The 18,738-nt window shown below is 58.3% G+C and carries 25 protein-coding genes and 1 pseudogene; 16 read left to right on the top strand and 10 right to left on the bottom strand.

The window, feature by feature from the left end; translation table 11 throughout:
• Positions 1 to 6: 6 nt before the first annotated feature.
• Genes AC1Z1G_RS02335 through AC1Z1G_RS02315 form a run of 5 tightly spaced genes read left to right on the top strand, consistent with a single transcriptional unit; the run spans position 7 to position 4,096 of the window.
• Positions 7 to 492, top strand: coding sequence for a hypothetical protein (locus tag AC1Z1G_RS02335; RefSeq protein ID WP_483627735.1), 486 nt, complete (start codon positions 7 to 9; stop codon positions 490 to 492).
• Positions 489 to 1,685 carry a beta-ketoacyl-[acyl-carrier-protein] synthase family protein gene (locus tag AC1Z1G_RS02330; protein WP_483624538.1) on the top strand — a complete coding sequence of 399 codons (1,197 nt, stop codon included), beginning with the start codon at positions 489 to 491 and terminating at the stop codon, positions 1,683 to 1,685. Before AC1Z1G_RS02335 ends, AC1Z1G_RS02330 begins: the two co-directional genes overlap by 4 nt.
• On the top strand, positions 1,682 to 2,146 hold the full coding sequence (locus AC1Z1G_RS02325) for a hotdog family protein (RefSeq protein ID WP_347903458.1): 465 nt from the start codon (positions 1,682 to 1,684) through the stop codon (positions 2,144 to 2,146). Before AC1Z1G_RS02330 ends, AC1Z1G_RS02325 begins: the two co-directional genes overlap by 4 nt.
• Positions 2,139 to 2,870, top strand: coding sequence for a 3-oxoacyl-ACP reductase FabG (gene fabG / locus AC1Z1G_RS02320; RefSeq protein ID WP_483624536.1), 732 nt, complete (start codon positions 2,139 to 2,141; stop codon positions 2,868 to 2,870). The genes AC1Z1G_RS02325 and fabG overlap by 8 nt, the downstream gene beginning before the upstream one ends.
• The gene (locus tag AC1Z1G_RS02315; RefSeq protein ID WP_483624535.1) at positions 2,870 to 4,096 is read left to right on the top strand and encodes a beta-ketoacyl-ACP synthase; all 1,227 of its coding nucleotides are present in this window, start codon (positions 2,870 to 2,872) and stop codon (positions 4,094 to 4,096) included. The genes fabG and AC1Z1G_RS02315 overlap by 1 nt, the downstream gene beginning before the upstream one ends.
• Positions 4,097 to 4,173: 77 nt before the next feature.
• Here AC1Z1G_RS02315 and AC1Z1G_RS02310 read toward each other — a convergent pair whose 3' ends face one another.
• The gene (locus AC1Z1G_RS02310; RefSeq protein ID WP_483624533.1) at positions 4,174 to 5,088 is read right to left on the bottom strand and encodes a LysR family transcriptional regulator; all 915 of its coding nucleotides are present in this window, start codon (positions 5,086 to 5,088) and stop codon (positions 4,174 to 4,176) included.
• A 131-nt stretch (positions 5,089 to 5,219) separates the two neighbouring features.
• Here AC1Z1G_RS02310 and AC1Z1G_RS02305 point away from each other — a divergent pair, with 131 nt between their 5' ends.
• From AC1Z1G_RS02305 to queC, 8 genes and pseudogenes are all read left to right on the top strand, one after another.
• Entirely contained in the window at positions 5,220 to 5,990 is a 771-nt protein-coding gene (locus AC1Z1G_RS02305; RefSeq protein ID WP_483624531.1) for an iron-containing redox enzyme family protein, read from the top strand.
• Positions 5,990 to 6,886, top strand: coding sequence for a DMT family transporter (locus AC1Z1G_RS02300; RefSeq protein WP_483624529.1), 897 nt, complete (start codon positions 5,990 to 5,992; stop codon positions 6,884 to 6,886). The genes AC1Z1G_RS02305 and AC1Z1G_RS02300 overlap by 1 nt, the downstream gene beginning before the upstream one ends.
• A gap of 19 nt (positions 6,887 to 6,905) precedes the next feature.
• Entirely contained in the window at positions 6,906 to 7,217 is a 312-nt protein-coding gene (locus AC1Z1G_RS02295) for a (2Fe-2S) ferredoxin domain-containing protein (RefSeq protein WP_483624527.1), read from the top strand.
• Between the two features lie 29 nt (positions 7,218 to 7,246).
• Positions 7,247 to 7,525, top strand: a complete 279-nt coding sequence (locus tag AC1Z1G_RS02290; protein WP_483624526.1) for a DUF6953 family protein — start codon at positions 7,247 to 7,249, stop codon at positions 7,523 to 7,525.
• Positions 7,526 to 7,600: 75 nt separating this feature from the next.
• A pseudogene (locus AC1Z1G_RS02285) lies at positions 7,601 to 7,804 on the top strand (beta-ketoacyl-ACP synthase); the annotation flags it as partial.
• Positions 7,805 to 7,833: 29 nt separating this feature from the next.
• A complete protein-coding gene (locus tag AC1Z1G_RS02280; protein ID WP_483624524.1) occupies positions 7,834 to 8,271 on the top strand; it encodes a hypothetical protein in 438 nt (145 codons plus the stop codon).
• Positions 8,272 to 8,304: 33 nt separating this feature from the next.
• Positions 8,305 to 8,751, top strand: a complete 447-nt coding sequence (locus AC1Z1G_RS02275; protein WP_483624522.1) for an excinuclease — start codon at positions 8,305 to 8,307, stop codon at positions 8,749 to 8,751.
• A gap of 478 nt (positions 8,752 to 9,229) precedes the next feature.
• The gene (queC, locus tag AC1Z1G_RS02270; protein WP_483624520.1) at positions 9,230 to 9,925 is read left to right on the top strand and encodes a 7-cyano-7-deazaguanine synthase QueC; all 696 of its coding nucleotides are present in this window, start codon (positions 9,230 to 9,232) and stop codon (positions 9,923 to 9,925) included.
• 57 nt (positions 9,926 to 9,982) lie between these two features.
• Here queC and AC1Z1G_RS02265 read toward each other — a convergent pair whose 3' ends face one another.
• Complete coding sequence (locus tag AC1Z1G_RS02265; protein WP_483624519.1) at positions 9,983 to 10,861, bottom strand: queuosine precursor transporter; 879 nt, start codon at positions 10,859 to 10,861, stop codon at positions 9,983 to 9,985.
• Positions 10,854 to 11,450 (bottom strand): helix-turn-helix transcriptional regulator, encoded by a 597-nt coding sequence (locus AC1Z1G_RS02260; RefSeq protein ID WP_483624517.1) that lies wholly within the window; start codon positions 11,448 to 11,450, stop codon positions 10,854 to 10,856. The genes AC1Z1G_RS02265 and AC1Z1G_RS02260 overlap by 8 nt, the downstream gene beginning before the upstream one ends.
• Positions 11,451 to 11,901: 451 nt before the next feature.
• On the opposite strand from AC1Z1G_RS02260, the gene AC1Z1G_RS02255 reads away from it, so the two are divergent.
• Complete coding sequence (locus AC1Z1G_RS02255; RefSeq protein WP_483624515.1) at positions 11,902 to 12,285, top strand: DUF6124 family protein; 384 nt, start codon at positions 11,902 to 11,904, stop codon at positions 12,283 to 12,285.
• Between the two features lie 35 nt (positions 12,286 to 12,320).
• A complete protein-coding gene (locus AC1Z1G_RS02250; RefSeq protein WP_483624513.1) occupies positions 12,321 to 12,575 on the top strand; it encodes a hypothetical protein in 255 nt (84 codons plus the stop codon).
• Positions 12,576 to 12,622: 47 nt separating this feature from the next.
• Here AC1Z1G_RS02250 and AC1Z1G_RS02245 read toward each other — a convergent pair whose 3' ends face one another.
• Entirely contained in the window at positions 12,623 to 13,525 is a 903-nt protein-coding gene (locus AC1Z1G_RS02245; protein WP_483624511.1) for a LysR family transcriptional regulator, read from the bottom strand.
• A gap of 152 nt (positions 13,526 to 13,677) precedes the next feature.
• Here AC1Z1G_RS02245 and AC1Z1G_RS02240 point away from each other — a divergent pair, with 152 nt between their 5' ends.
• Entirely contained in the window at positions 13,678 to 14,922 is a 1,245-nt protein-coding gene (locus tag AC1Z1G_RS02240) for an MFS transporter (protein ID WP_483627733.1), read from the top strand.
• On the opposite strand, the gene gspM is transcribed toward AC1Z1G_RS02240, so the two are convergent.
• The 6 genes from gspM to gspH are packed head-to-tail and all read right to left on the bottom strand — an operon-like array spanning position 14,910 to position 18,736.
• Positions 14,910 to 15,383 (bottom strand): type II secretion system protein GspM, encoded by a 474-nt coding sequence (gene gspM, locus AC1Z1G_RS02235; protein ID WP_483624509.1) that lies wholly within the window; start codon positions 15,381 to 15,383, stop codon positions 14,910 to 14,912. The genes AC1Z1G_RS02240 and gspM overlap by 13 nt on opposite strands.
• Entirely contained in the window at positions 15,380 to 16,477 is a 1,098-nt protein-coding gene (gene gspL / locus AC1Z1G_RS02230; protein ID WP_483624508.1) for a type II secretion system protein GspL, read from the bottom strand. The genes gspM and gspL overlap by 4 nt, the downstream gene beginning before the upstream one ends.
• Entirely contained in the window at positions 16,477 to 17,337 is an 861-nt protein-coding gene (locus AC1Z1G_RS02225) for a type II secretion system protein GspK (protein WP_483624506.1), read from the bottom strand. The genes gspL and AC1Z1G_RS02225 overlap by 1 nt, the downstream gene beginning before the upstream one ends.
• Positions 17,334 to 17,885, bottom strand: a complete 552-nt coding sequence (locus AC1Z1G_RS02220; RefSeq protein ID WP_483624504.1) for a type II secretion system protein GspJ — start codon at positions 17,883 to 17,885, stop codon at positions 17,334 to 17,336. Before AC1Z1G_RS02220 ends, AC1Z1G_RS02225 begins: the two co-directional genes overlap by 4 nt.
• The gene (gene gspI / locus AC1Z1G_RS02215; protein ID WP_483624502.1) at positions 17,875 to 18,276 is read right to left on the bottom strand and encodes a type II secretion system minor pseudopilin GspI; all 402 of its coding nucleotides are present in this window, start codon (positions 18,274 to 18,276) and stop codon (positions 17,875 to 17,877) included. The genes AC1Z1G_RS02220 and gspI overlap by 11 nt, the downstream gene beginning before the upstream one ends.
• Positions 18,269 to 18,736 (bottom strand): type II secretion system minor pseudopilin GspH, encoded by a 468-nt coding sequence (gene gspH, locus AC1Z1G_RS02210; RefSeq protein ID WP_483624500.1) that lies wholly within the window; start codon positions 18,734 to 18,736, stop codon positions 18,269 to 18,271. The genes gspI and gspH overlap by 8 nt, the downstream gene beginning before the upstream one ends.
• Positions 18,737 to 18,738 lie beyond the last annotated feature (2 nt).

Raw genomic sequence — 18,738 nt, 5'->3', positions numbered from 1 at the left:
GCAAATATCCTGAGATTTTTGCTACTCGCCTGCACTCTGATGCTCAGCGCCTGCGCCAGCCGTTTGCCGCTGCCTGTGGCAAACCCGACCTTGCCCCTGCCACTGCAATTGCACATCGAGCGTGAACAGGCCGGGCAACGTCAGGACTGGCTGCTGGTGATGCAACGCGAAGACGCCGGCATTCGCTGGTCGATGATGGACCCGTTGGGGATTCCGCTGGCCCGTCAGCGCCTGGTTGATGGCCAGTGGCAAGCCGACGGCTTGCTGCCACCCAACCCCGAGGCCCGTGAATTGTTCGCCGCGCTGCTGTTCGCGCTGACCCCGGAAGCCGAATTGCCACGCAACTATCCCCGCGCCCGTTACGCCATCGGCATACGTGGCCTTGCACCACGCTGGGTGGTGAGATACCAGACGCCCTCGGACTTCGTGATGGAGTTGCCCAAGCAGCTCAACTACCACGTCACGCCGCTCAGCGCCGAGACCGCGCCATGACCGCTTATCTGAACGCCCTCGGGGTGATTTGCGCCCTGGGCCGCAACAAACACGAGGTGGCCCGCAGCCTGTTTTCCGGTGACGTCTCGGGCATGCGCACCGAAGCAGGCTGGGTGCCGGAGCGTTCGTTGCCGGTGGCCGCAGTGCAAGGCGAACTGGCACCGATTCCGGTCGAACTGCGCCAGCAAAGCAGCCGCAACAACCAGTTGCTGCTGGAGGCCGCGTTGCAGATCAAGGACGACATCGAGCAGGCGATTCACGCCTACGGACGCGGTCGCATCGGCATCGTGTTGGGCACCAGCACGTCGGGCATCGATGAGGCCAGTCGCGGTATCGCCCGTTACCTGCGCGACCACCAGTTCCCCAGTGACTACGACTATCAGCAACAAGAGCTCAGCGCCCCGGCGAACTTCCTCGCTGACTGGCTGCAACTGAGCGGCCCGGCCTACGTCATCTCCACAGCCTGCACCTCCAGCGCCCGTGCCCTGATGAGCGCCCAACGGTTGTTGGACATGGGCCTGTGCGACGCGGTGCTGTGCGGCGGCGTCGACAGCCTGTGCAAGCTCACGCTCAATGGTTTTTCGGCCCTCGACGCGGTGTCCGGCGAGCGTTGCAATCCGTTTTCGGCCAACCGTGACGGCATCAACATCGGCGAAGCCGCGGTGCTGTTTCTGATGAGCAACAGCGCCCGCAGCCCTCGACCGATTGCCCTGCTGGGCAGCGGCGCGAGTTGCGATGCGCACCATATTTCAGCGCCGGAGCCAACCGGCCGCGGCGCCCGGGAGGCCATGAGCAAAGCCTTGCGCAGCGCCGGCTTGCAGCCCGGGCAGATCGACTACCTGAACCTGCACGGCACCGCGACGCAACACAACGACGCCATGGAAAGCCTGGCCGTGGCCGCCGTGTTCCCGGACGGCGTGCCGTGCTCTTCGACCAAACCCATGAGCGGCCACACCCTCGGCGCCGCCGGCGCACTGGAAGCCGCGTTTTGCTGGCTGAGCCTGAGCGCCGAGAACACCGCGCAGGCCTTGCCACCGCATCTCTGGGATGGCCAACCCGACCCCGACCTGCCGGCGCTGCGCTGGGTCACGGCCGCTGACCGCCTCAAACCCACCTTGGCGCACCACCTGATGAGCAATTCCTTTGCCTTCGGCGGCAACAACGTCAGCCTGATTATCGGAGACGCCCCATGATTGACTGGCCGCTCGCCGAATTGCTGCCCCACGCCGGCGACATGATCCTCATCGATCAAGTGCTGGCGTTCGATGAAGAGCAGATCCACACTCGCCTGACCGTCAAGCCCGGTGGCCTGTTCAACCGGCCCGACGGCAGCCTGCCGGCCTGGGTCGGCGTCGAACTGATGGCCCAGAGCGTGGCCGCCTATGCCGGCTGTCGCGCACGGCTGCAAGGCGATCCCGTCGAGCTGGGTTTTCTGCTCGGTACCCGAAAATTCGAATGCAACGTGGAACACTTCCCCGCGGGCACCGAACTGACGATCCACGCCCTGCGTTCCCTCGAAGACGAGAACGGCATGGGCGTGTTCGAGTGCCATCTCACCGCGCCGGGCATTCACGCCACCGCGCGGCTGAACGTGTTCTGCCCGCCCCAGGCGGCTCACTACCTTCAAGAATCTCAGGAGTCCAGTCATGACTGAATCCGTACTGGTCACCGGCTCCAGCCGTGGTATCGGCCGCGCCATCGCTTTACGTCTGGCCCAGGCCGGGTTTGACCTGGTGCTGCACTGCCGCAGTGGCCGCAGCGACGCCGAGGCCGTGCAGGCCGAGGTTCAGGCCTTGGGCCGCCGCAGCGCTCGCATCCTGCAATTCGACGTGTCGGACCGCACCAGTTGCAAGGCCATCCTTGAGGCCGACGTCGACGCCCATGGCGCTTACTACGGCGTGGTGCTCAACGCTGGCCTGACCCGCGACGGTGCTTTTCCGGCCCTGAGCGAGGATGATTGGGACGTAGTGATGCGCACCAACCTGGACGGCTTCTACAACGTGCTGCACCCGGTGATGATGCCGATGATTCGTCGTCGCGCCGCCGGGCGGATCGTCTGCATTACCTCGGTGTCCGGGCTGATCGGCAACCGTGGGCAGGTCAACTACAGCGCTTCCAAGGCCGGGCTGATCGGCGCCGCCAAGGCCCTGGCCATCGAGCTGGGCAAACGCAAGATCACCGTCAACTGCGTCGCACCGGGCTTGATCGACACGGCGATGCTCGACGAAAACGTGCCGGTGCAAGAGTTGATGAAAATGATCCCCGCACAACGCATGGGCACCCCTGAAGAGGTGGCCGGCGCCGTGAATTTCCTGATGTCCGCGGAAGCGGCCTATATCACCCGCCAGGTATTGGCCGTTAATGGAGGCCTGTGCTGATGAAGCGCGTCGTCGTCACCGGCATGGCCGGCATCACCTCATTGGGCAGCGACTGGGAAACCATCTCGGGCAACTTCAAGGCCAATCGCAGCGGCATCCGGCGCATGGACGAATGGGACCGCTTCACCGAGCTGAACACTCGGCTGGCCGGCCCCATCGATGACTTCAAGGTCCCGAGCCACTGGACCCGCAAGCAATTGCGCAGCATGGGCCGGGTTTCCCGCCTGGCAGTGGCCGCTGCGGAGCAAGCCCTGGCCGACGCCGGCCTGCTGGGCGACGAGTCGATCAAGGATGGCCGGATGGGCGTCGCGTGCGGCTCCTCCACCGGCAGCACCGACGAGATCAAAGCCTTCGGCAACATGCTGCTCAACTCGGTGGCCGAGGGCCTGAACGCCAACTCCTATGTGCGGATGATGCCCCACACCACTGCGGCCAATATCAGCATTTTCTTTGGCCTCACCGGGCGGCTGATCCCGACGTCCAGCGCCTGCACCAGTGGCAGCCAGGGCATCGGCTACGCCTATGAAGCGATCAAGTTCGGGCGCCTGCCGTTGATGCTCGCAGGCGGCGCCGAAGAACTCTGCCCGACCGAAGCCATGGTGTTCGACGCGCTCTACGCCACCAGCCTGAAGAACGATGCCCCACAAACCAGCCCACGCCCTTACGACAGCGGCCGCGATGGCCTGGTGATCGGTGAAGGCGGCGGCATGCTGGTGCTCGAGGAACTCGAACACGCCCTGGCGCGCGGCGCGCACATCCATGCCGAAATCGTCGGGTTCGGCAGCAACGCCGACGGCCAGCACACCACCCGTCCGGAACAGGCCACCATGCGCCGGGCCATGGAGCTGGCGCTTGAAGACGCGGGCATTGAAGCCTCCGCCATCGGCTACGTGAACGGTCACGGTACCGCCACCGAGCAGGGCGATATCGCCGAAACCCTGGCCACCAGCAGCCTGTTCGGCAGCCGCATGCCCATCAGCTCGCAGAAGAGTTTCCTGGGCCACACCCTCGGCGCGTGCGGTGCGCTGGAATCCTGGTTCAGCATCGAGATGCTGAACAGCGACCTGTACGTGCACACCTTCAACCTCGACGAAGTCGACCCGCGTTGCGGTGAACTGGACTATCTGCGCGGCGAGTTCCGCCAGATGAGCAACCAGTACGTGATGAACAACAACTTTGCCTTTGGCGGCGTCAACACCTCGTTGATTTTCCGCCGCTGGCCGTAACTTAAAACTTCAAGGTCAAGGATATTGGACGATTATGGCCACGTTGCGTTGAAGGGAATCTGGTGAAAGTGCAGTAATTAGTCTGGTTCTACCTGAGGCGCACGAGCGCCTCCTTCCAACGCCGCTGAGCCCTTGAACTCTGTCTGCAGTAGCGCCAAAAACGCTTCCCGAGCTGGGTGTCGACCTGAGTTTTCATGCCAGTAAAACAGGTTGTCGATACTCGTCAGCTCCGGGAATTCATACCCCTGCCAACCCGCACTGTGGCGGTATTGCTCATAGATACCACGGGGTACCAGCGAAACGCCGGCACCGGCACTGACACAACCAACTATGGTGCCGTAGCTTGCGATGCTGACGATCGGCAGCACTTGGTCATGACGCAATAGCCACTGCTCCAGCGCGAAGCGGTACGGACAACCCGATGGCCACATGAAAATATCCTTACCTTGCAGATCCGCTGCCTTGCGTAAAGGCCCATGGGACGCGGACGCGATGAGAATTAAATCTTCCCGGTACACCACTGTGCGCTTAAGACCGGGCCGTTCAATGTCCACCGCCACGATCACTCCATCAAGTCGGTGATTCTGGGTATCGTCCAGCAATTGAGCCCAAGTGCCGGTGCTCAACTCCAGAGACACCTGCGGGTACAGCGCATGGTACTTGGCCAATAGCCTGGGCAGTCGTCCCGTAGCACTAGACTCGATAGCGCCAATGCGCAGAGGGCCGCCAGGCGTATCGCTGGGCGCTACCGCGCGCTTGGCTTCATCAGCCAAACCCAGGATTTTCGTTGCGTAATCAAGAAATACCTCCCCAGCAGGAGTGATCCGCAACCCTCGACCATCACGGAAAAACAGCGGTGTACCGAGTTCCCGCTCCAGAGACTTGAGGCGTGCAGTGATATTGGACGGCACGCAGTGCAACAACTCGGCGGCGCGCGCGATGCTGCCGAAGTCGTAAACCGTCTTGAACATGCGCAGTTGGGACAATTCCATGGCTCACCCAGAGTGAATGCACAGATCAGTTTAAGTCACTTGTAGTGATGTCGCATGTTTTTGATACTTCAACCCGCGCACGCTGCAAGGACGCTATCGCGCCTTCATTTCCCCGATGAACAGGAGTTCTTATGGAGTTATCTCAGCGCAAAATCCAGTGCCTCGCCGAAAGCGTGCTCACCCATAAAGCCTTGAATAACGAGTTCTACCGACGGTGGATGGCTGACCCACTCCCTCTAGCCGACGTTGAGGTGTTTGCTCGAAATTACCTGGCCCGTACCACACAAACCTCTCGTATGGTTGCCTTGTCATTTGTGGGCACTGAAGACCTGTACGCTCAAGTCGAAATCGTCAAAAACCTGTACTCCGAAATGGGCTACGGCAACCCGGAAAAGGCCCACCTCGCCCTTCTGGAAAGTTATCTGATCGACCTTCTCAGCCGACTCGCTGATCGGCCATACAGCATGGACGAACTCATGGCTTTGCCTGTGTTGGAAAGTACCCACACGTTTAGTCGCGAACAATTGAGTCTTTACACCGACGGTGGCCACAACAACAATCCGCGCCATGTGCTCGGTACGTTGTTGGCTCAGGAGTGGCTGGCCTATTCGATGCTCACTCGTTTGTACGAAGGGGCGCGCAACTATAAGCACCTGTATGCCAATAACGACGACTTTCATGAACACTGCGAGTATTTCTACATCCACATCGGCGATGCGGAAAAAGAGCACAAGATTCAGGCAGTGAAGGCCGCCACCCAGGAATGCACTACTGACCAGCACATAGAGGAAGTCAGCACTTCGTTCAACCGCTTCCTGGCCATCACCGAGCAGTACTGGAACGGCATAGTCCATGCCATGCCCAGCGTGCAAAAACGTGTTACGTCCAGGATGACAATTTAATGAATACAAGGCCCAGCGTAAAAATCGCTTTGGCGGCGATTTTTGTAATTATCTGCTGGGCCTATTCCCCCATTGGAATCCACATCGGGCTAAAGGCTTATGAGCCCGGTCATCTCGCGCTGATGCGATTTCTCATCGCCTCAACGTTCATGGCCGCGATTGCGTTGGTGATGCGAATTTCCCTGCCACGCCTGAAAGACCTGCCGCTGCTGGCGGTGCTGGGCCTCTTTGCCGTCAGCCTGCATCACATAGCCCTCAACTACGGTCAACGAGGTGTTAGCGCTGGGGCCGCCAGCGTACTGGCACAATCCACACCGCTGTTCAGCACGTTACTGGCGCATTTCGCGTTCAAGGATCGGGTCAACGGCTGGCAATGGACCTGTGTGCTATGCGGCCTACTCGGCGCCGCTGTGGTAGTCACCGGGGACCGTGGTTTGGGCGAACTGGACGCGCACGGGCTGCTGATCCTGCTGGCGGCAATTTCATGGAGCCTGTATTTCGCCTTGCAAAAACACCATGCCCATCGTTACGACGGGCTGACAATGGTGTGTTACACCATTTGGTCGGGCACGTTACTGCTGCTTGTATATGCCCCGGGCCTTTGGGGCGAAGTGCAAAATGCCTCAACTTCGGTCAACCTTGCGGTGCTCATTCTGGGCATCTTTCCCAGCGCCCTTGCGTATCTCGCTTGGGCATACGTGCTGGCGCAGAGCAACGTGAGTCGCGCGTCCATTTCGCTTTACCTGATCCCCCCCACAGCGATGTTGATGGCCTCGTTGGTTCTGAGTGAACGCCCTTCTGCCATGGTCATCGTAGGAACAGGCATTGTGCTGACAAGCGTACTCGCCCTCAATCTGGAACCATCGAAAGCCGCAGTTCCTGCCGACAAAGTTTGAACAGAGGTCGTGACCACCTATGAATGACGTAGAAAATCCGACCCTGGCCTACGAATTCCATGTGCTGATTTGCACCAACCAGCGCCCCGATGGGCGCCGTAGTTGCTCGGGCTCAGGCGCTCACGAACTGCTCAGCGCCGCAAAACGCATGATCGCCAAATTGGGGGAACCGGGAACATTGCGCGCCAACGCATCGGGCTGCCTGGACCGCTGCGACCACGGCCCGGTCATGGTGATTTACCCAGCTAACCTGTGGTTCTCGTGCGAGATGCCACAACAGGTTGAACGCATTATCGATCAACACCTCTTCCATCCCGATCAGCAATTGTGAACCAAGGGGCTTCAGCAGGAATCCACGCCATGACTTGGACAGATGAAGACATGTGCATCGCACAATGGATGGTGGCCGAATACCACAAACAAGACTGTTTGCCGCAGGCTCTCGCCGCACGGGAGATCCGTCTGATGTTCGGCGAAGTTCATGTGTACCAAAATCGCCATGGAAACTGGGCTGTAAACAAGCCGATACTCGAAGCCTTTAAAGCACTGACTGCTGAGTACGTGGTTTGGAGCCGGAGCTTTCAACTATGGAGACCAAGAACCGCACAAGATCCGGCTGGCATTCGCGTGAGCCGCTGAAAAGATATTCCGGCAGATGCCATGCTGCGGGATTCATTACCTAGTAAAATCTGAGTGCAGCCCTCGGCGCCAGATGCGCTGGAATCCTGGTTCAGCATCGAGATGCTGAACAGCGACCTGTACGTGCACACATTCAACCTCGACGAAGTCGACCCGCGTTGCGGTGAACTGGACTATCTGCGCGGCGAGTTCCGCCAGATAAGCAACCAGTACGTGATGAACAACAACTTTGCCTTTGGCGGCGTCAACACCTCGTTGATTTTCCGCCGCTGGCCATAAGCGCTTTCAAACCCCTTTGGAGAAAAGGAATGTCTTCCCTGCTTCGCGCCACACTGATTGTCATGGTCCTGCTGACCACTGTTTCGTGCACCAGCAAACGTATGTACTCCCCGACCCGCATCGTCCCGGCGACCGTGCAGGTTGATCAGGAGCAAATGAAACAGGCAATCCTCAAGACCCTGGTCGCGCGCAAGTGGACCGTGCAGCGGGTCAGCCCGGACGTGATCCAGGCCGAGATTACCGTGCGCAACAAGTACCACGCCGAGATCGACATCGAGTACGCCCCGACGAACTACAAGATCGTCTACCGCGACAGCCGTGAGCTGGATTACAAGGACGGCAAGATCCACAAAAACTACATCCGCTGGGTGCGCCTGCTGGACCGCGGGATTCTGGGCCGGTTGAAAAACACTCAGATTGAACAGACTGCCCAACAGTTATCCACAGCCCCAGTGGCGGCCCAATAATTTTCGCTGTTTATCGTCGTCAAGGAGACCCGCATGCCCTTCAAGAAACTCGCTGCTGCCGCCACCCTGTTGCTTTGCACCCTGCCAAGCGTCAGCCAGGCCCGTGATACCCAACTGTTTCTGCCGTTCGACAAGGTCGTGGCTGAAGCCATCAGCACCGGCAAAATCGACGGTAGCGTGAAGTTCTACCTGGCCGGCACCAAACCGGCCGGCAACGTAACCGTGATCAGCCCGAACGCGGTGACCAACAAGAAAACCAACGCCTTCAACAAGTCCGACGAAGTGGCCTGCGAATGGGCCTTGCAGTCGGCCCTGATCACCCTGCATCAAGCGGCGAAAAAAGTCGGTGCCAACGCGGTGACCGATATCGCCAGCTTCTACAAAAGCAACGAGCGCAAGGATGCCAAGACCTATGAATGCCACGCAGGCGCGGTGATGGCCGGTGTGGCCTTGCGCGGGAACCTGTCGAAAGCTCAGTAATAGCCGCATCGTCTGACCTGACACCCGTGCTCCCGCACTTCTGCGGGAGCAACGGCCAGGCTGCCAAACCGCATCTACACTCGCACCAGCAAAAACCGCGAACTCACTTCTGCTTGAGACGCCAGTCAGTTCAGCGCACCTATCACTTTTCGTAGGCCCCCCAGCGCCACGTTCAATGCGTCCTTAACAGACTGGCATTACTTCTCCCACCGAACTTTCACGAACCGGCGCGCCTTGCTGTGGGCTTCGTCGAGAGCCAGACAGCGTCCGCAGGCTGCGCCCCCAAGCAAAGACCGGGAGCATAGGGAAAACGGAGCATGGCATTTCGGAAGCGTCCCACAGCCAGAGCTTTAGCTACCCACTAGGGTCAATGCTGCCCCCTGCTTCATGCGGGATACCCAAGAGGTGGAAGCAATGACCGGGTCTCGGTCTTTTGCTTCAAGCGTTGTGTTGACTCTATTAAGGCCGGAGCAGAAAAATGCATAACAAAGCCGTGATCGTTTTCAGTGGCGGACAAGATTCAACTACCTGTTTGATCCATGCATTACCGCTCTACGATGAAATCCACTGCATCACGTTTGACTATGGTCAGCGCCATCGCGCGGAAATTGAAGTGGCGCAGCAGCTTTCCAGACAGCTGGGCGTGACCGTGCACAAAGTTCTGGACACCTCATTGCTGAACGAATTGGCCATCAGCAGCTTGACCCGCGACAGCATCCCAGTACCCCGTACACATTATTCCGGCGAGGGCGTACCCGACACTTTCGTGCCCGGCCGGAACATTCTGTTTTTAACCTTGGCGTCTATTTATGCCTATCAAGTGCGCGCTAACACTGTGATCACAGGTATTTCTGAAACAGAGTGCTCTGGCTACCCTGATTGCGGCGATGAGTTTGCTAAAGCATTGAATAACGCCGTCGAATTGGGCATGGACTATAAACTGCGCATTGAAACGCCGCTTATGCGGTTGAATAAAGCAGAGACTTGGGCCCTGGCCGACTACCACCAACAGCTGGGCTTGATTCGTTACAACACACTGACTTGCTATAACGGCATAAAGGGCAGTGGGTGTGGGGACTGCGATGCTTGCCATCTACGCGCAAAAGGGTTGACTGAGTTCCTGGAGAACAGGACAGAGGTTATGAGCAGGCTAAAAATTAAACTGGAATTGTAAAAGACAATCTACCACATGGGGAACTGGCGATTAACGGCACGCCAACTTCCCCTAACGTTATGCAGCTTGGGGTCCAGCTATGTATCTTTTAAATAAAGACCTCGCACCATAAGCAGGAAGAACGTTAAATACAGCAAAACACATCTTTATAGCTATCTGAAGATAAACCATATTAAGGATATCACTGCTTTGCATAACACCGTAAAAAGCAATATAGCAAAATAGGAAGCTATCTATTATCACCGCAAAACAAGTACTGAAAAACACCCGCAAAAACAGGAACCTAGAGCTTGTAAGCTCCCTTATCTTACACAGCAAATAAGAATTGACATACTCAGAAAAAACAAAAGAAACAGATGATGCTATTAATACAGACCAGATATGACCAACAACCTCATTATAAGGTGCATCAAGTCTCCAGTTTGGCAGCCCGGGGAGATGGGTCGAGATGCCCAGCAAAATAATAATGAGAGCATTACTCGAAAAAACAAACAGTATGGCCATCCTTGCAAGCCTGAGACCATAAAATTCATTCAACAAATCAACAATTAAAAACGTCAACGAGTAAAGAAAAACACCAGAAGTAATAACAACGTCAAAATACTCTATATAAATAGGTTTTGTCGCAGCAATATTTGCAAATACGTACAACACAAACAGCAGCAAATTGAACACAACATAAACCATCCATGGCCGCTCATGGCGGTCATTTATTTCATATGCAGTCACCGCAGTTCCACGAGAATAAAACTTCCTGTACACATCCTTTATTTCTGCCTTGCTTAAATTATCCAGTATTTCACTTCTCAACAGCTCACTCAGCTTTACTTTAATAATTCTTCCTGTAGAGATGACCATGATGACGGCAAGGCTTTTGCTATTCTCAAACCCTAATAGCTTGTACTTACTGTTTTCAACCTCACTACCATTAACCATTGAATCTTTCCTCTATTATTTCCCCCACAACACAAATAATATCAGAATCAAAAAAAGACTCATTGGTTACAAATAACTTTTTTGTTGTCTTGTCGTACGCCAGCTTTTCTTTATCGCTAAGCGACAAACCTTTTTTCACTATCAACAAGTCTCCTGGCTCATTCACCCCACTAATTTCATTTTCTAGCAGCACAGCTATTAAATTGCAGGCCAGGCCAAAATAATAGGTCAGAGGGTAGATCGTGGACAACTCGCCAATTCTTTTATCCAGGTTCTGAATCAGCAAACTCTCTTTAATGACAGGGACCGCTGCGGGGTTCATATTTCCTTGCAGGGAAATACTACTCTCTATTGTTTCTCTCTCTTCAAAATCAACCGTCTCTATTTCTTTATAGGACACACCAAAAAAGTCGGAGATTTTGCGGATAGTGGATTGTTGTACATTGACGACCCGCCCTTCCAGAATATTATAGATAGTTGTTCTGGTTAAACCACTGGAGTTGCACAAAGACAGCTGCGTCTCTCCACGACTCTTTATTAAGTACTTAATATTACTTTTCAGATTTTCTACTTTCTTTTTCTTATGCATTACACGTTTACCATTTGCTGATAATTTCAACAAACTGCACACCAGAGCTGAACACCTATGGTGGCGCGTCCTTGCGAGACCAGCATCCTACATCTGTAGACTTTGCACAAAAAATATTACTGCAACCGCCCCGAGCAACCGTTAGATAATGTTTCACGCCCCTGAAATTGTTTATTTAATGAAATTTCTTACAGAAACAAGGAAGTTCGGGTGATTTTATAACCGTGCAGCCTGCAGGTGCGCCAACACCGCATGTTTTTATATGCCACGCATGCCGCAGGCATTCACATATTAATCATTTAATTATGCAGCTGTTCACTTATCTGATTAAACAAAGCAAATTCTTATTAATTACTTTACCACTTCAGCAACCCGCGTACAGTGGTCGACCAAGTCCCCAACTGAGCGCAGGGAACTTACACTTTCTTTAAACCGCGCAAGGAGTTTTATCATGAAAAAGATCACTCCCAACTCTTCAGGTTCACCCGACCTCTCCCCCGCCAACACCACCGACTTATCCACACTCTCCGCCGCCGCCGAACGCACCGTCAGCGCACGTCTGCGCAACCCGGGTCGCCCCGACCCAGTCAGCCACGTCTTCACGATCATCCCGAATGTCGACACCGAATCCCTGCTCTGCCACGCCTGTGAAACCCTGGCCTCGCTCAACGTCATGACCACCGACTTCGCCTGCGAACTTGAAGGTTCGCGCCGCAATGTGGCGCTGGCAATTCAACAGTTGGCCATGCTGGCCGAGTTGTTGGTAAACCGGGCGCTGGACAACCTCGACCCACCCGACGAGTTGCCTGAAGCTCAGCCCAACAGTAACCACTAACGGGTCGCACTCTTTTACCGAATGGAGGTTTTGTCATGGAACGGTACATGCCTATCACCGGTATCGACTGCACCATCGCATCATTGTTGATCGACACCCAGGCGCCCTTGGACGTGTTGCACGAAACGGCGGCCTACCGCATCCGCACCGCGACCCAACTGCTGGAGAGTTTCGCGTCGAGCGAGGGTATCTACAGTGAGCTGGCGCGGGTGTTGGTGACTTCATTGCGCGATGGCTGCGATTTGTTGGATGTCGTCGGGCGACGATTGCAGGCACAGATTTCGGCGTAGACAAAAACGGGCGACCTGCGCAGGTCGCTCGTATTGGGACACAGTCGTCATGTTTTTAACGGTTCAACCTTGCGCGTCAGCAACTCAACAAACGCCTTGGCCATCGGCGAGGCCTGGTCTTTGCGCTGTACCAGCCACACGGCGGAAACGGCTTCAGGGTCCAGCAACGGGCGGTAGACCACGCCGTCGATACGCATGCGCTGATAGGACGCCGGCAGTACCGAGACGCCAAGCCCGGCCGCCACCAGGCCGATGATGGTCATGGCCTCCCCGGCTTCCTGGCTGAAGTGCGGACTGAACCCGGCGTCACGCGCCAGGCTCAACAGTTGCGCGTACAGACCGCTGCCGTAGCTGCGCGGAAAAAACACGAAGGGCTCAAGGGCCAGCGCCGATAGAAACAGCCCTTCCTCACTGCCCACCACCAGCGGGTCCTTGGAGCTGAGCACCGCCACCAGCGGCTCACGGGTCAGCTCAACCACGGCCAGCGAATCCGGCAGCGGCAACGGCCGCATGATCCCGACCTGAATCGACTCATCCACCAGCGCCTCGGCAACCTGGGTGCTGCTCATCTCCCGCAGGTTCAAATGCACCGCCGGGAAGCGCTGGCGAAAGGCAAAAATGGCTTGCGGGATGGTCGAGTTGAACGGTGCCGACGAGGTGAAGCCGATCTTCAATTCTCCCAGCTCGCCCAATTGCGCACGGCGGGCGACATCGGCGGCTTTGTCGACCTGCGCCAGCACCAGGCGAGCCTCCTCCAGAAAAAGTCGACCGGCCTCGCTGAGCTCGACCCGACGATTGGTGCGCTCGAATAACCGTGCGCCGACTTCCTGCTCCAGCGCCTGAATCTGCTGGCTCAGCGGCGGTTGGGAGATGCCCAGCACTTGTGCGGCGCGACCGAAGTGCAGTTCTTCGGCCACCGCAATGAAGTAGCGCAGATGACGCAATTCCATGAAAACTCCATTAGGTCGTTAAACCTATCAAACAGGTCGAACAATATATTGGATAGAAACATTAGCCAGCTATATGATTTTTTCATTGCCTGCCTGGCCGTGCTCTCCCGAGGTCCGAAGTGAAAACCGCCGTCGCCCCACTCGCCCATGAAATACCGCCCACTGCGCTGGACGATGTGGTCGCTCAACTGAACGACATCTACATCGAAAAAGGCACGCCGATGTTCATGCGCACGGTACTGGCACTGTTCAGCGGCGGCTTTGCGACATTCGCCCTGCTCTACTGCGTGCAGCCGATGATGCCGCTGTTCTCCCGCGAGTTTTCGATCAACGCAGCGCAGAGCAGCCTGATCCTCTCCGTAGCTACCGGGATGCTCGCCATCGGCTTGCTGATCACCGGGCCGATCTCCGACCGCATCGGCCGCAAACCGGTGATGGTGGCGGCGCTGTTCGCCGCTGCCCTGTGCACCCTGGCCAGCGCCATGATGCCGACCTGGCAAGGCGTGCTGATAATGCGCGCGCTGGTGGGGCTGTCACTGAGCGGATTGGCGGCGGTGGCCATGACGTACTTGAGTGAAGAGATTCACCCCCAGCACATTGGCCTGGCGATGGGCCTGTACATTGGTGGCAATGCGATCGGCGGGATGTGCGGGCGCTTGATTATCGGCGTGCTGATCGACTTCGTCAGTTGGCACACGGCGATGCTGGTGATCGGCGGCCTGGCCCTGATCGCCGCTGCGGTGTTCTGGAAAATCCTGCCCGAATCGCGCAACTTTCGCGCCCGCTCACTGCACCCGCGCAGCCTGCTCGACGGCTTCACCCTGCACTTTCGCGATGCGGGCCTGCCGTTGCTGTTTCTGGAAGCGTTCCTGGTCATGGGCGCTTTCGTCACGCTGTTCAACTACATCGGTTATCGCTTGCTCGCCGAGCCGTACCACATGGACCAGGCGTTCGTCGGCATGCTCTCGGTGGTGTACCTGTCAGGCATCTACAGCTCGGCGAAAATCGGCGCGCTGGCCGACAAACTGGGCCGCCGCAAAATGCTCTGGGCCACTATCGTGTTGATGCTCGCCGGCATCGGCATGACCTTGTTCACGCCGCTGCCGGTGGTGATTATTGGCATGCTGGTGTTTACCTTCGGCTTCTTCGGCGCGCATTCGGTGGCCAGCAGCTGGATCGGCCGCCGTGCCACCAAGGCCAAGGGCCAGGCGTCTTCGTTGTACCTGTTCAGCTATTACGCCGGTTCCAGCATCGCCGGCACGGCGGGTGGGGTGTTCTGGCACTACGGCGGCTGGAACGGCATTGGCGCGTTCATCATCGGCTTGTTGCTGATTGCGCTGCTGGTGGCGTTGAAGCTGTCCCGGTTGCCGTTGTTGCCGGGCAATCAGCCGGTGTGACCCAGAACAACCAGTTGTGCCTCCAGCCGCTCGCCCCGTTTGTCCAGGGTCAGCGATTGCAGCACGGCGCCGTCCAGTTCGGTCTGGTGCAACCAGACCAGCAGTGCCCGCGCATCACCGCTCAAGGTCAGGCGCAACACCTCGCCTTGCACCTCCAACTGTTGCAAGTCGAGGCCGTCGGCCAGTGCGCGCTCACTGAGCCGGGTCGACAGCGGTTGTGTGTCCACGGCCCCGGCATTCGGCGCCTGGGCGCGGCTGACCTCGGCAGCCAGAACCTGACGCTGTTGATACACACGTTCAGCCACCGCAAGACGCTGTTGGGCCGGTAGCCATAATCCGACGCAGGCCAGCACCGCCATGAGCGCTACCCCCAGGACGCTCAACGCCTGTCGGTCGCGTAGCGTCAGTCGTTTCCAGGTCTGTGTCACGAGGACTGGCGGTTTCGGTGAGCGCAGGGTCATGACGGGTTCTCCAGTGTCAGCAGGGCCTGAACGCGGTCCTGCACTTTGCTCGCGCTGCCCAGCCGGATCGGCAAGCCGCTGCTTTGACCGCGTTCGCGCAGTTGCTCAAGCTCCGCGAAACTGCTGGCGGTGAGTTGCAGCTTCCAGCCATCAGCGAGGCGGTATTCAATGCGCTGTACTTCAACACTGCTCGCGCCGATCACCTGCTCGGTCAGTTTCAGCAGCCGTGCGACCTGCGTGTCCTGTGCACTCACGCGGGTCTGTTTTTGCAACACCTTGAGTTGCGCCGACAGATCGACGATGCGGGTTTGTTGCGGGTACAAAGCCCTGAATTGCTGTTCGCTCATGGCATACAAGCGCTGCGCCTGATCCTCGAAAAAACCGCTGCGCGCTTGCATGAATCCCCACCCCAGGGTGAACAGCAACGTGGCCGAGACCAGCGCCGTCGACCACGGAAAACATCGGCGATCCCGACGGAACTCACCGTGCAGCACATTGATCGGCCGCTTTGCAGCGACGTGACCATGGAGCGTTGCATAGCCGTCCTCCCGCCAGCAGAGGGCCTCAGGCAGGCCCGGTTTGAGGGCGGCCAAGCCATCCGCCGACACGGCGAGGCGAGCCTCCAGTGCACCACCCAGCAACCAGCGCCCCAACCACCACACGCCATAGGCCTGATCGCCCGGCAAGCGGTCGGCATCGACCTGCACGGTGCCAGGCGTGACCCCCAGCCCGGTTGCCAACGCCAACAGCGCTGCAAAACGCTGCCGGTTGATCACCCACAACGAGTAGCGCCCCTGCGGGTCTCGCGGACCGACCGTCAGGTGCAATGCATCCAGGTCTTCGCTCAGTTGGTCTTCGATGGCATAGGCAATGGCCTGCACAGTGGGACGCCGTCGCGAGGGCCATTTTTCGGTCTGGAGCCAGCCGAACATTTCCATCGGCAACACCAGGTGAACGACCTGCCCTTGCAACCGTTGGCCAGCGTCGGCGAGTGTGAGGACGGTTCGTTCGCCCGCTGCCGATACCAGGCAACAGGACCACTGTGCCGAGGGTTCGGCGAGCCCTTCGGCGCTGAGGTAAAGCCAATGGCTCATCACAAGGCCCCGCGTGTCAGTGAAGTCTGGAGCCGTCGCTGCAAGACGCTTGGCTGCCGGGTTTTGGCGTCGAGCGCCACGTCGCTGACCAGTTGCAAACGGCTCTGTCCGAAGGCCACGTCCACCGTGATCCGAAACCAGCGGCTACTCAATCCCAGGCCATGACTGCCCAGCTCAAGCCCGGCGAGCAAAGGGTCCTCGACGAACGCCTGAACCGAGCGATAACCGGTGTTCGGACGCTGCTGCACCAACGCCCGGGCTGTCGCGTCGGTCATGCTGTCGAGGGTCATCAGTTGCAGCAACGATGCGGTGTTGATGTTCAGACTCGCCTCCTTGGGCAGCAGCGCCACCATCGGCTGCAACCGCCGCAACACCTCGCCGTCGACACCCGGCACTGCACGCAATTGGCTGAGGTCGGTCAACCCGCCCGGGTGGGAAGCCGAGAGGGTTTCAAGGTCGGAATTCTGGATGGCCAACAGGGCCAGCACACGCGCCCAACGTTGTTGTGTCAGTGCATCGACCTGGCCGCCGGTCAACAGTGCGCAAAGGTTGAAGCGCGCAGCCAGGTCTTCCACGCGAATGTCCAGCGTCCCGCCTTCGACCTCGAATGGCGGCGCTGCCTGCGCCCACGCTTGTGCCAGGTTGACGCTTGCGGACGCTTGCATCTCGGGGCTGCGCAACAGGTGCAAGGCCCAGCGCTCGCCGGCAAAACCCAACTGCCGCACGTGCACCTGATGAAGCTGTTGCGCAGTGCTTTTGACTACCAGCCGATGGTTGCGCAACATCGCGCCCGTGATCAGCAACGCGAGGCTCATGACCAACAATACGCTGATCAACGCCACACCCTGTTGCCGACTCATGAGCCGCTCCCCGGCAACAACAAGACCCGACGAACCGGCGCGAAGCGCTGTGTCGAAAACGTGATTTCCAGAGCCTTTGGCCGGGACACCGGCAGGCTTCGGTTAACCGGCCATTCGCTGCGCCAGCCTTGCTTGTCGTCGTACAACCGCCACTGCAACTCACGGACATCGCGCAACAGTGTTTGGCGCTGTACCACGGGTTGCTCACCCCCCAGGCTCTCGCGCCACAACGTGCCCTTGTCCAGGCGATAGGTGACCTCCAGCACCTCGCTGCGTGCCTCATCCAGCGGATTGCGCCAGTTGCCGCGCTGCAACTGCAAGACACCTTGGCGGAGCACCATCGGCTGCGTCGTTACCTGCAATACGTCGCGCTCGATCACCGCGATGGCCCGCTGCAAGGTGCGCATGTCCCGCTCATGGGATGAGCTGCTGCGCTCGGCCCTGATCACCCCATCGAACAGCCGCCAGCAAGCCAGGCCCAGCAGGGCGAAAATCGCCATGGCGATCACCAGTTCGAGCAAGGTGAAGCCGTGTTGTCTATTGCTCACGGGCATCAATCCAACCGGTGGTGTGATGCACAACCCGCTCACTGCCCGAGCGGCTGACACTGAGTTCGACCTTGAGCAGACGCGGGTCGGCTGCCGGGCTGATCGTCTGGCTCAGGCTCCAGTCGCGCCGGTCGAAATGTCGGTCCAAGTGTTCCACACCCTGGGCAGGAGCCGCCCCCAACTGCAATTCGCTCAAGTGGTTGTCGGCAATCCAGGCACCGCACATTTGCTCTTCCAGGCGCGCGTTCTGCTTGAGAGCGTATTGCCCCGCCGCCATCACGGCGGCCGCCAGCGCGGCAAACACCACCAGTGAAATCATGATTTCCAGCAAGGTAAAACCCCGATGCCGACGGCGTGACGCACGTGACGTCCCTGGCTTGCGCTTACTCATCAAGAGCCGCCTCACTCAGACCATCGCTGGAGAGGCTGATCAACGACTGTTGATCGGTTTGCAGGTGCAAGGTAAACGCGCTGTTTTCGTCGCTGCTGAGTATCAACAGGTGCGGCTGAGCGGGGCGCTCACCGAGGCCCGAGACCTGTCCGGTTTGCTCCAGGCGCAGTTGAAGGCCCTGCGGCAATCGATAAGCGCTGCCGGCCGGCCGCCACGCCTGACCCTCGAGCCTTAGCACCTGATAACCCTCGGGCTCCAGCCGCAAACCATACTCGCGCCCTTCAAGCACGGCTTGCTCGCGCAGCGTCTGCAACAGATGAACCAACCCGTTGGCCTCCTGGCGAGCCAGGCTGGCAGAGTGGTTGCCAGTGGTCAGCCCCACCATGCCCAGCAGGACGCCGATCAGCACCATGACGACCATCAGTTCCAGCAAGGTAAAACCCCGGCATGCCTGGCGCATCC

This window comes from Pseudomonas sp. JL27(2026), from assembly GCF_056933555.1.
The sequence above is the reverse complement of the archived record's forward strand: the minus strand, read 5'-3'. Positions and strand labels throughout refer to the sequence as shown.

Bases quoted from the DNA above. Each gene is read 5' to 3' on its own strand.
- AC1Z1G_RS02245 (WP_483624511.1), bottom strand. From the start codon at position 13,525: ATGGAATTGCGTCATCTGCGCTACTTCATTGCGGTGGCCGAAGAACTG.
- AC1Z1G_RS02290 (WP_483624526.1), top strand. From the start codon at position 7,247: ATGACTTGGACAGATGAAGACATGTGCATCGCACAATGGATGGTGGCC.
- AC1Z1G_RS02315 (WP_483624535.1), top strand. From the start codon at position 2,870: ATGAAGCGCGTCGTCGTCACCGGCATGGCCGGCATCACCTCATTGGGC.
- gspH (WP_483624500.1), bottom strand. From the start codon at position 18,736: ATGCGCCAGGCATGCCGGGGTTTTACCTTGCTGGAACTGATGGTCGTC.
- AC1Z1G_RS02265 (WP_483624519.1), bottom strand. From the start codon at position 10,861: ATGGTTAATGGTAGTGAGGTTGAAAACAGTAAGTACAAGCTATTAGGG.
- AC1Z1G_RS02275 (WP_483624522.1), top strand. From the start codon at position 8,305: ATGCCCTTCAAGAAACTCGCTGCTGCCGCCACCCTGTTGCTTTGCACC.
- gspI (WP_483624502.1), bottom strand. From the start codon at position 18,276: ATGAGTAAGCGCAAGCCAGGGACGTCACGTGCGTCACGCCGTCGGCAT.
- gspL (WP_483624508.1), bottom strand. From the start codon at position 16,477: ATGAGCCATTGGCTTTACCTCAGCGCCGAAGGGCTCGCCGAACCCTCG.
- AC1Z1G_RS02225 (WP_483624506.1), bottom strand. From the start codon at position 17,337: ATGAGTCGGCAACAGGGTGTGGCGTTGATCAGCGTATTGTTGGTCATG.
- AC1Z1G_RS02295 (WP_483624527.1), top strand. From the start codon at position 6,906: ATGAATGACGTAGAAAATCCGACCCTGGCCTACGAATTCCATGTGCTG.
- AC1Z1G_RS02330 (WP_483624538.1), top strand. From the start codon at position 489: ATGACCGCTTATCTGAACGCCCTCGGGGTGATTTGCGCCCTGGGCCGC.
- AC1Z1G_RS02250 (WP_483624513.1), top strand. From the start codon at position 12,321: ATGGAACGGTACATGCCTATCACCGGTATCGACTGCACCATCGCATCA.
- AC1Z1G_RS02325 (WP_347903458.1), top strand. From the start codon at position 1,682: ATGATTGACTGGCCGCTCGCCGAATTGCTGCCCCACGCCGGCGACATG.
- AC1Z1G_RS02310 (WP_483624533.1), bottom strand. From the start codon at position 5,088: ATGGAATTGTCCCAACTGCGCATGTTCAAGACGGTTTACGACTTCGGC.
- fabG (WP_483624536.1), top strand. From the start codon at position 2,139: ATGACTGAATCCGTACTGGTCACCGGCTCCAGCCGTGGTATCGGCCGC.
- gspM (WP_483624509.1), bottom strand. From the start codon at position 15,383: ATGACCCTGCGCTCACCGAAACCGCCAGTCCTCGTGACACAGACCTGG.
- queC (WP_483624520.1), top strand. From the start codon at position 9,230: ATGCATAACAAAGCCGTGATCGTTTTCAGTGGCGGACAAGATTCAACT.
- AC1Z1G_RS02280 (WP_483624524.1), top strand. From the start codon at position 7,834: ATGTCTTCCCTGCTTCGCGCCACACTGATTGTCATGGTCCTGCTGACC.
- AC1Z1G_RS02300 (WP_483624529.1), top strand. From the start codon at position 5,990: ATGAATACAAGGCCCAGCGTAAAAATCGCTTTGGCGGCGATTTTTGTA.
- AC1Z1G_RS02305 (WP_483624531.1), top strand. From the start codon at position 5,220: ATGGAGTTATCTCAGCGCAAAATCCAGTGCCTCGCCGAAAGCGTGCTC.
- AC1Z1G_RS02260 (WP_483624517.1), bottom strand. From the start codon at position 11,450: ATGCATAAGAAAAAGAAAGTAGAAAATCTGAAAAGTAATATTAAGTAC.
- AC1Z1G_RS02255 (WP_483624515.1), top strand. From the start codon at position 11,902: ATGAAAAAGATCACTCCCAACTCTTCAGGTTCACCCGACCTCTCCCCC.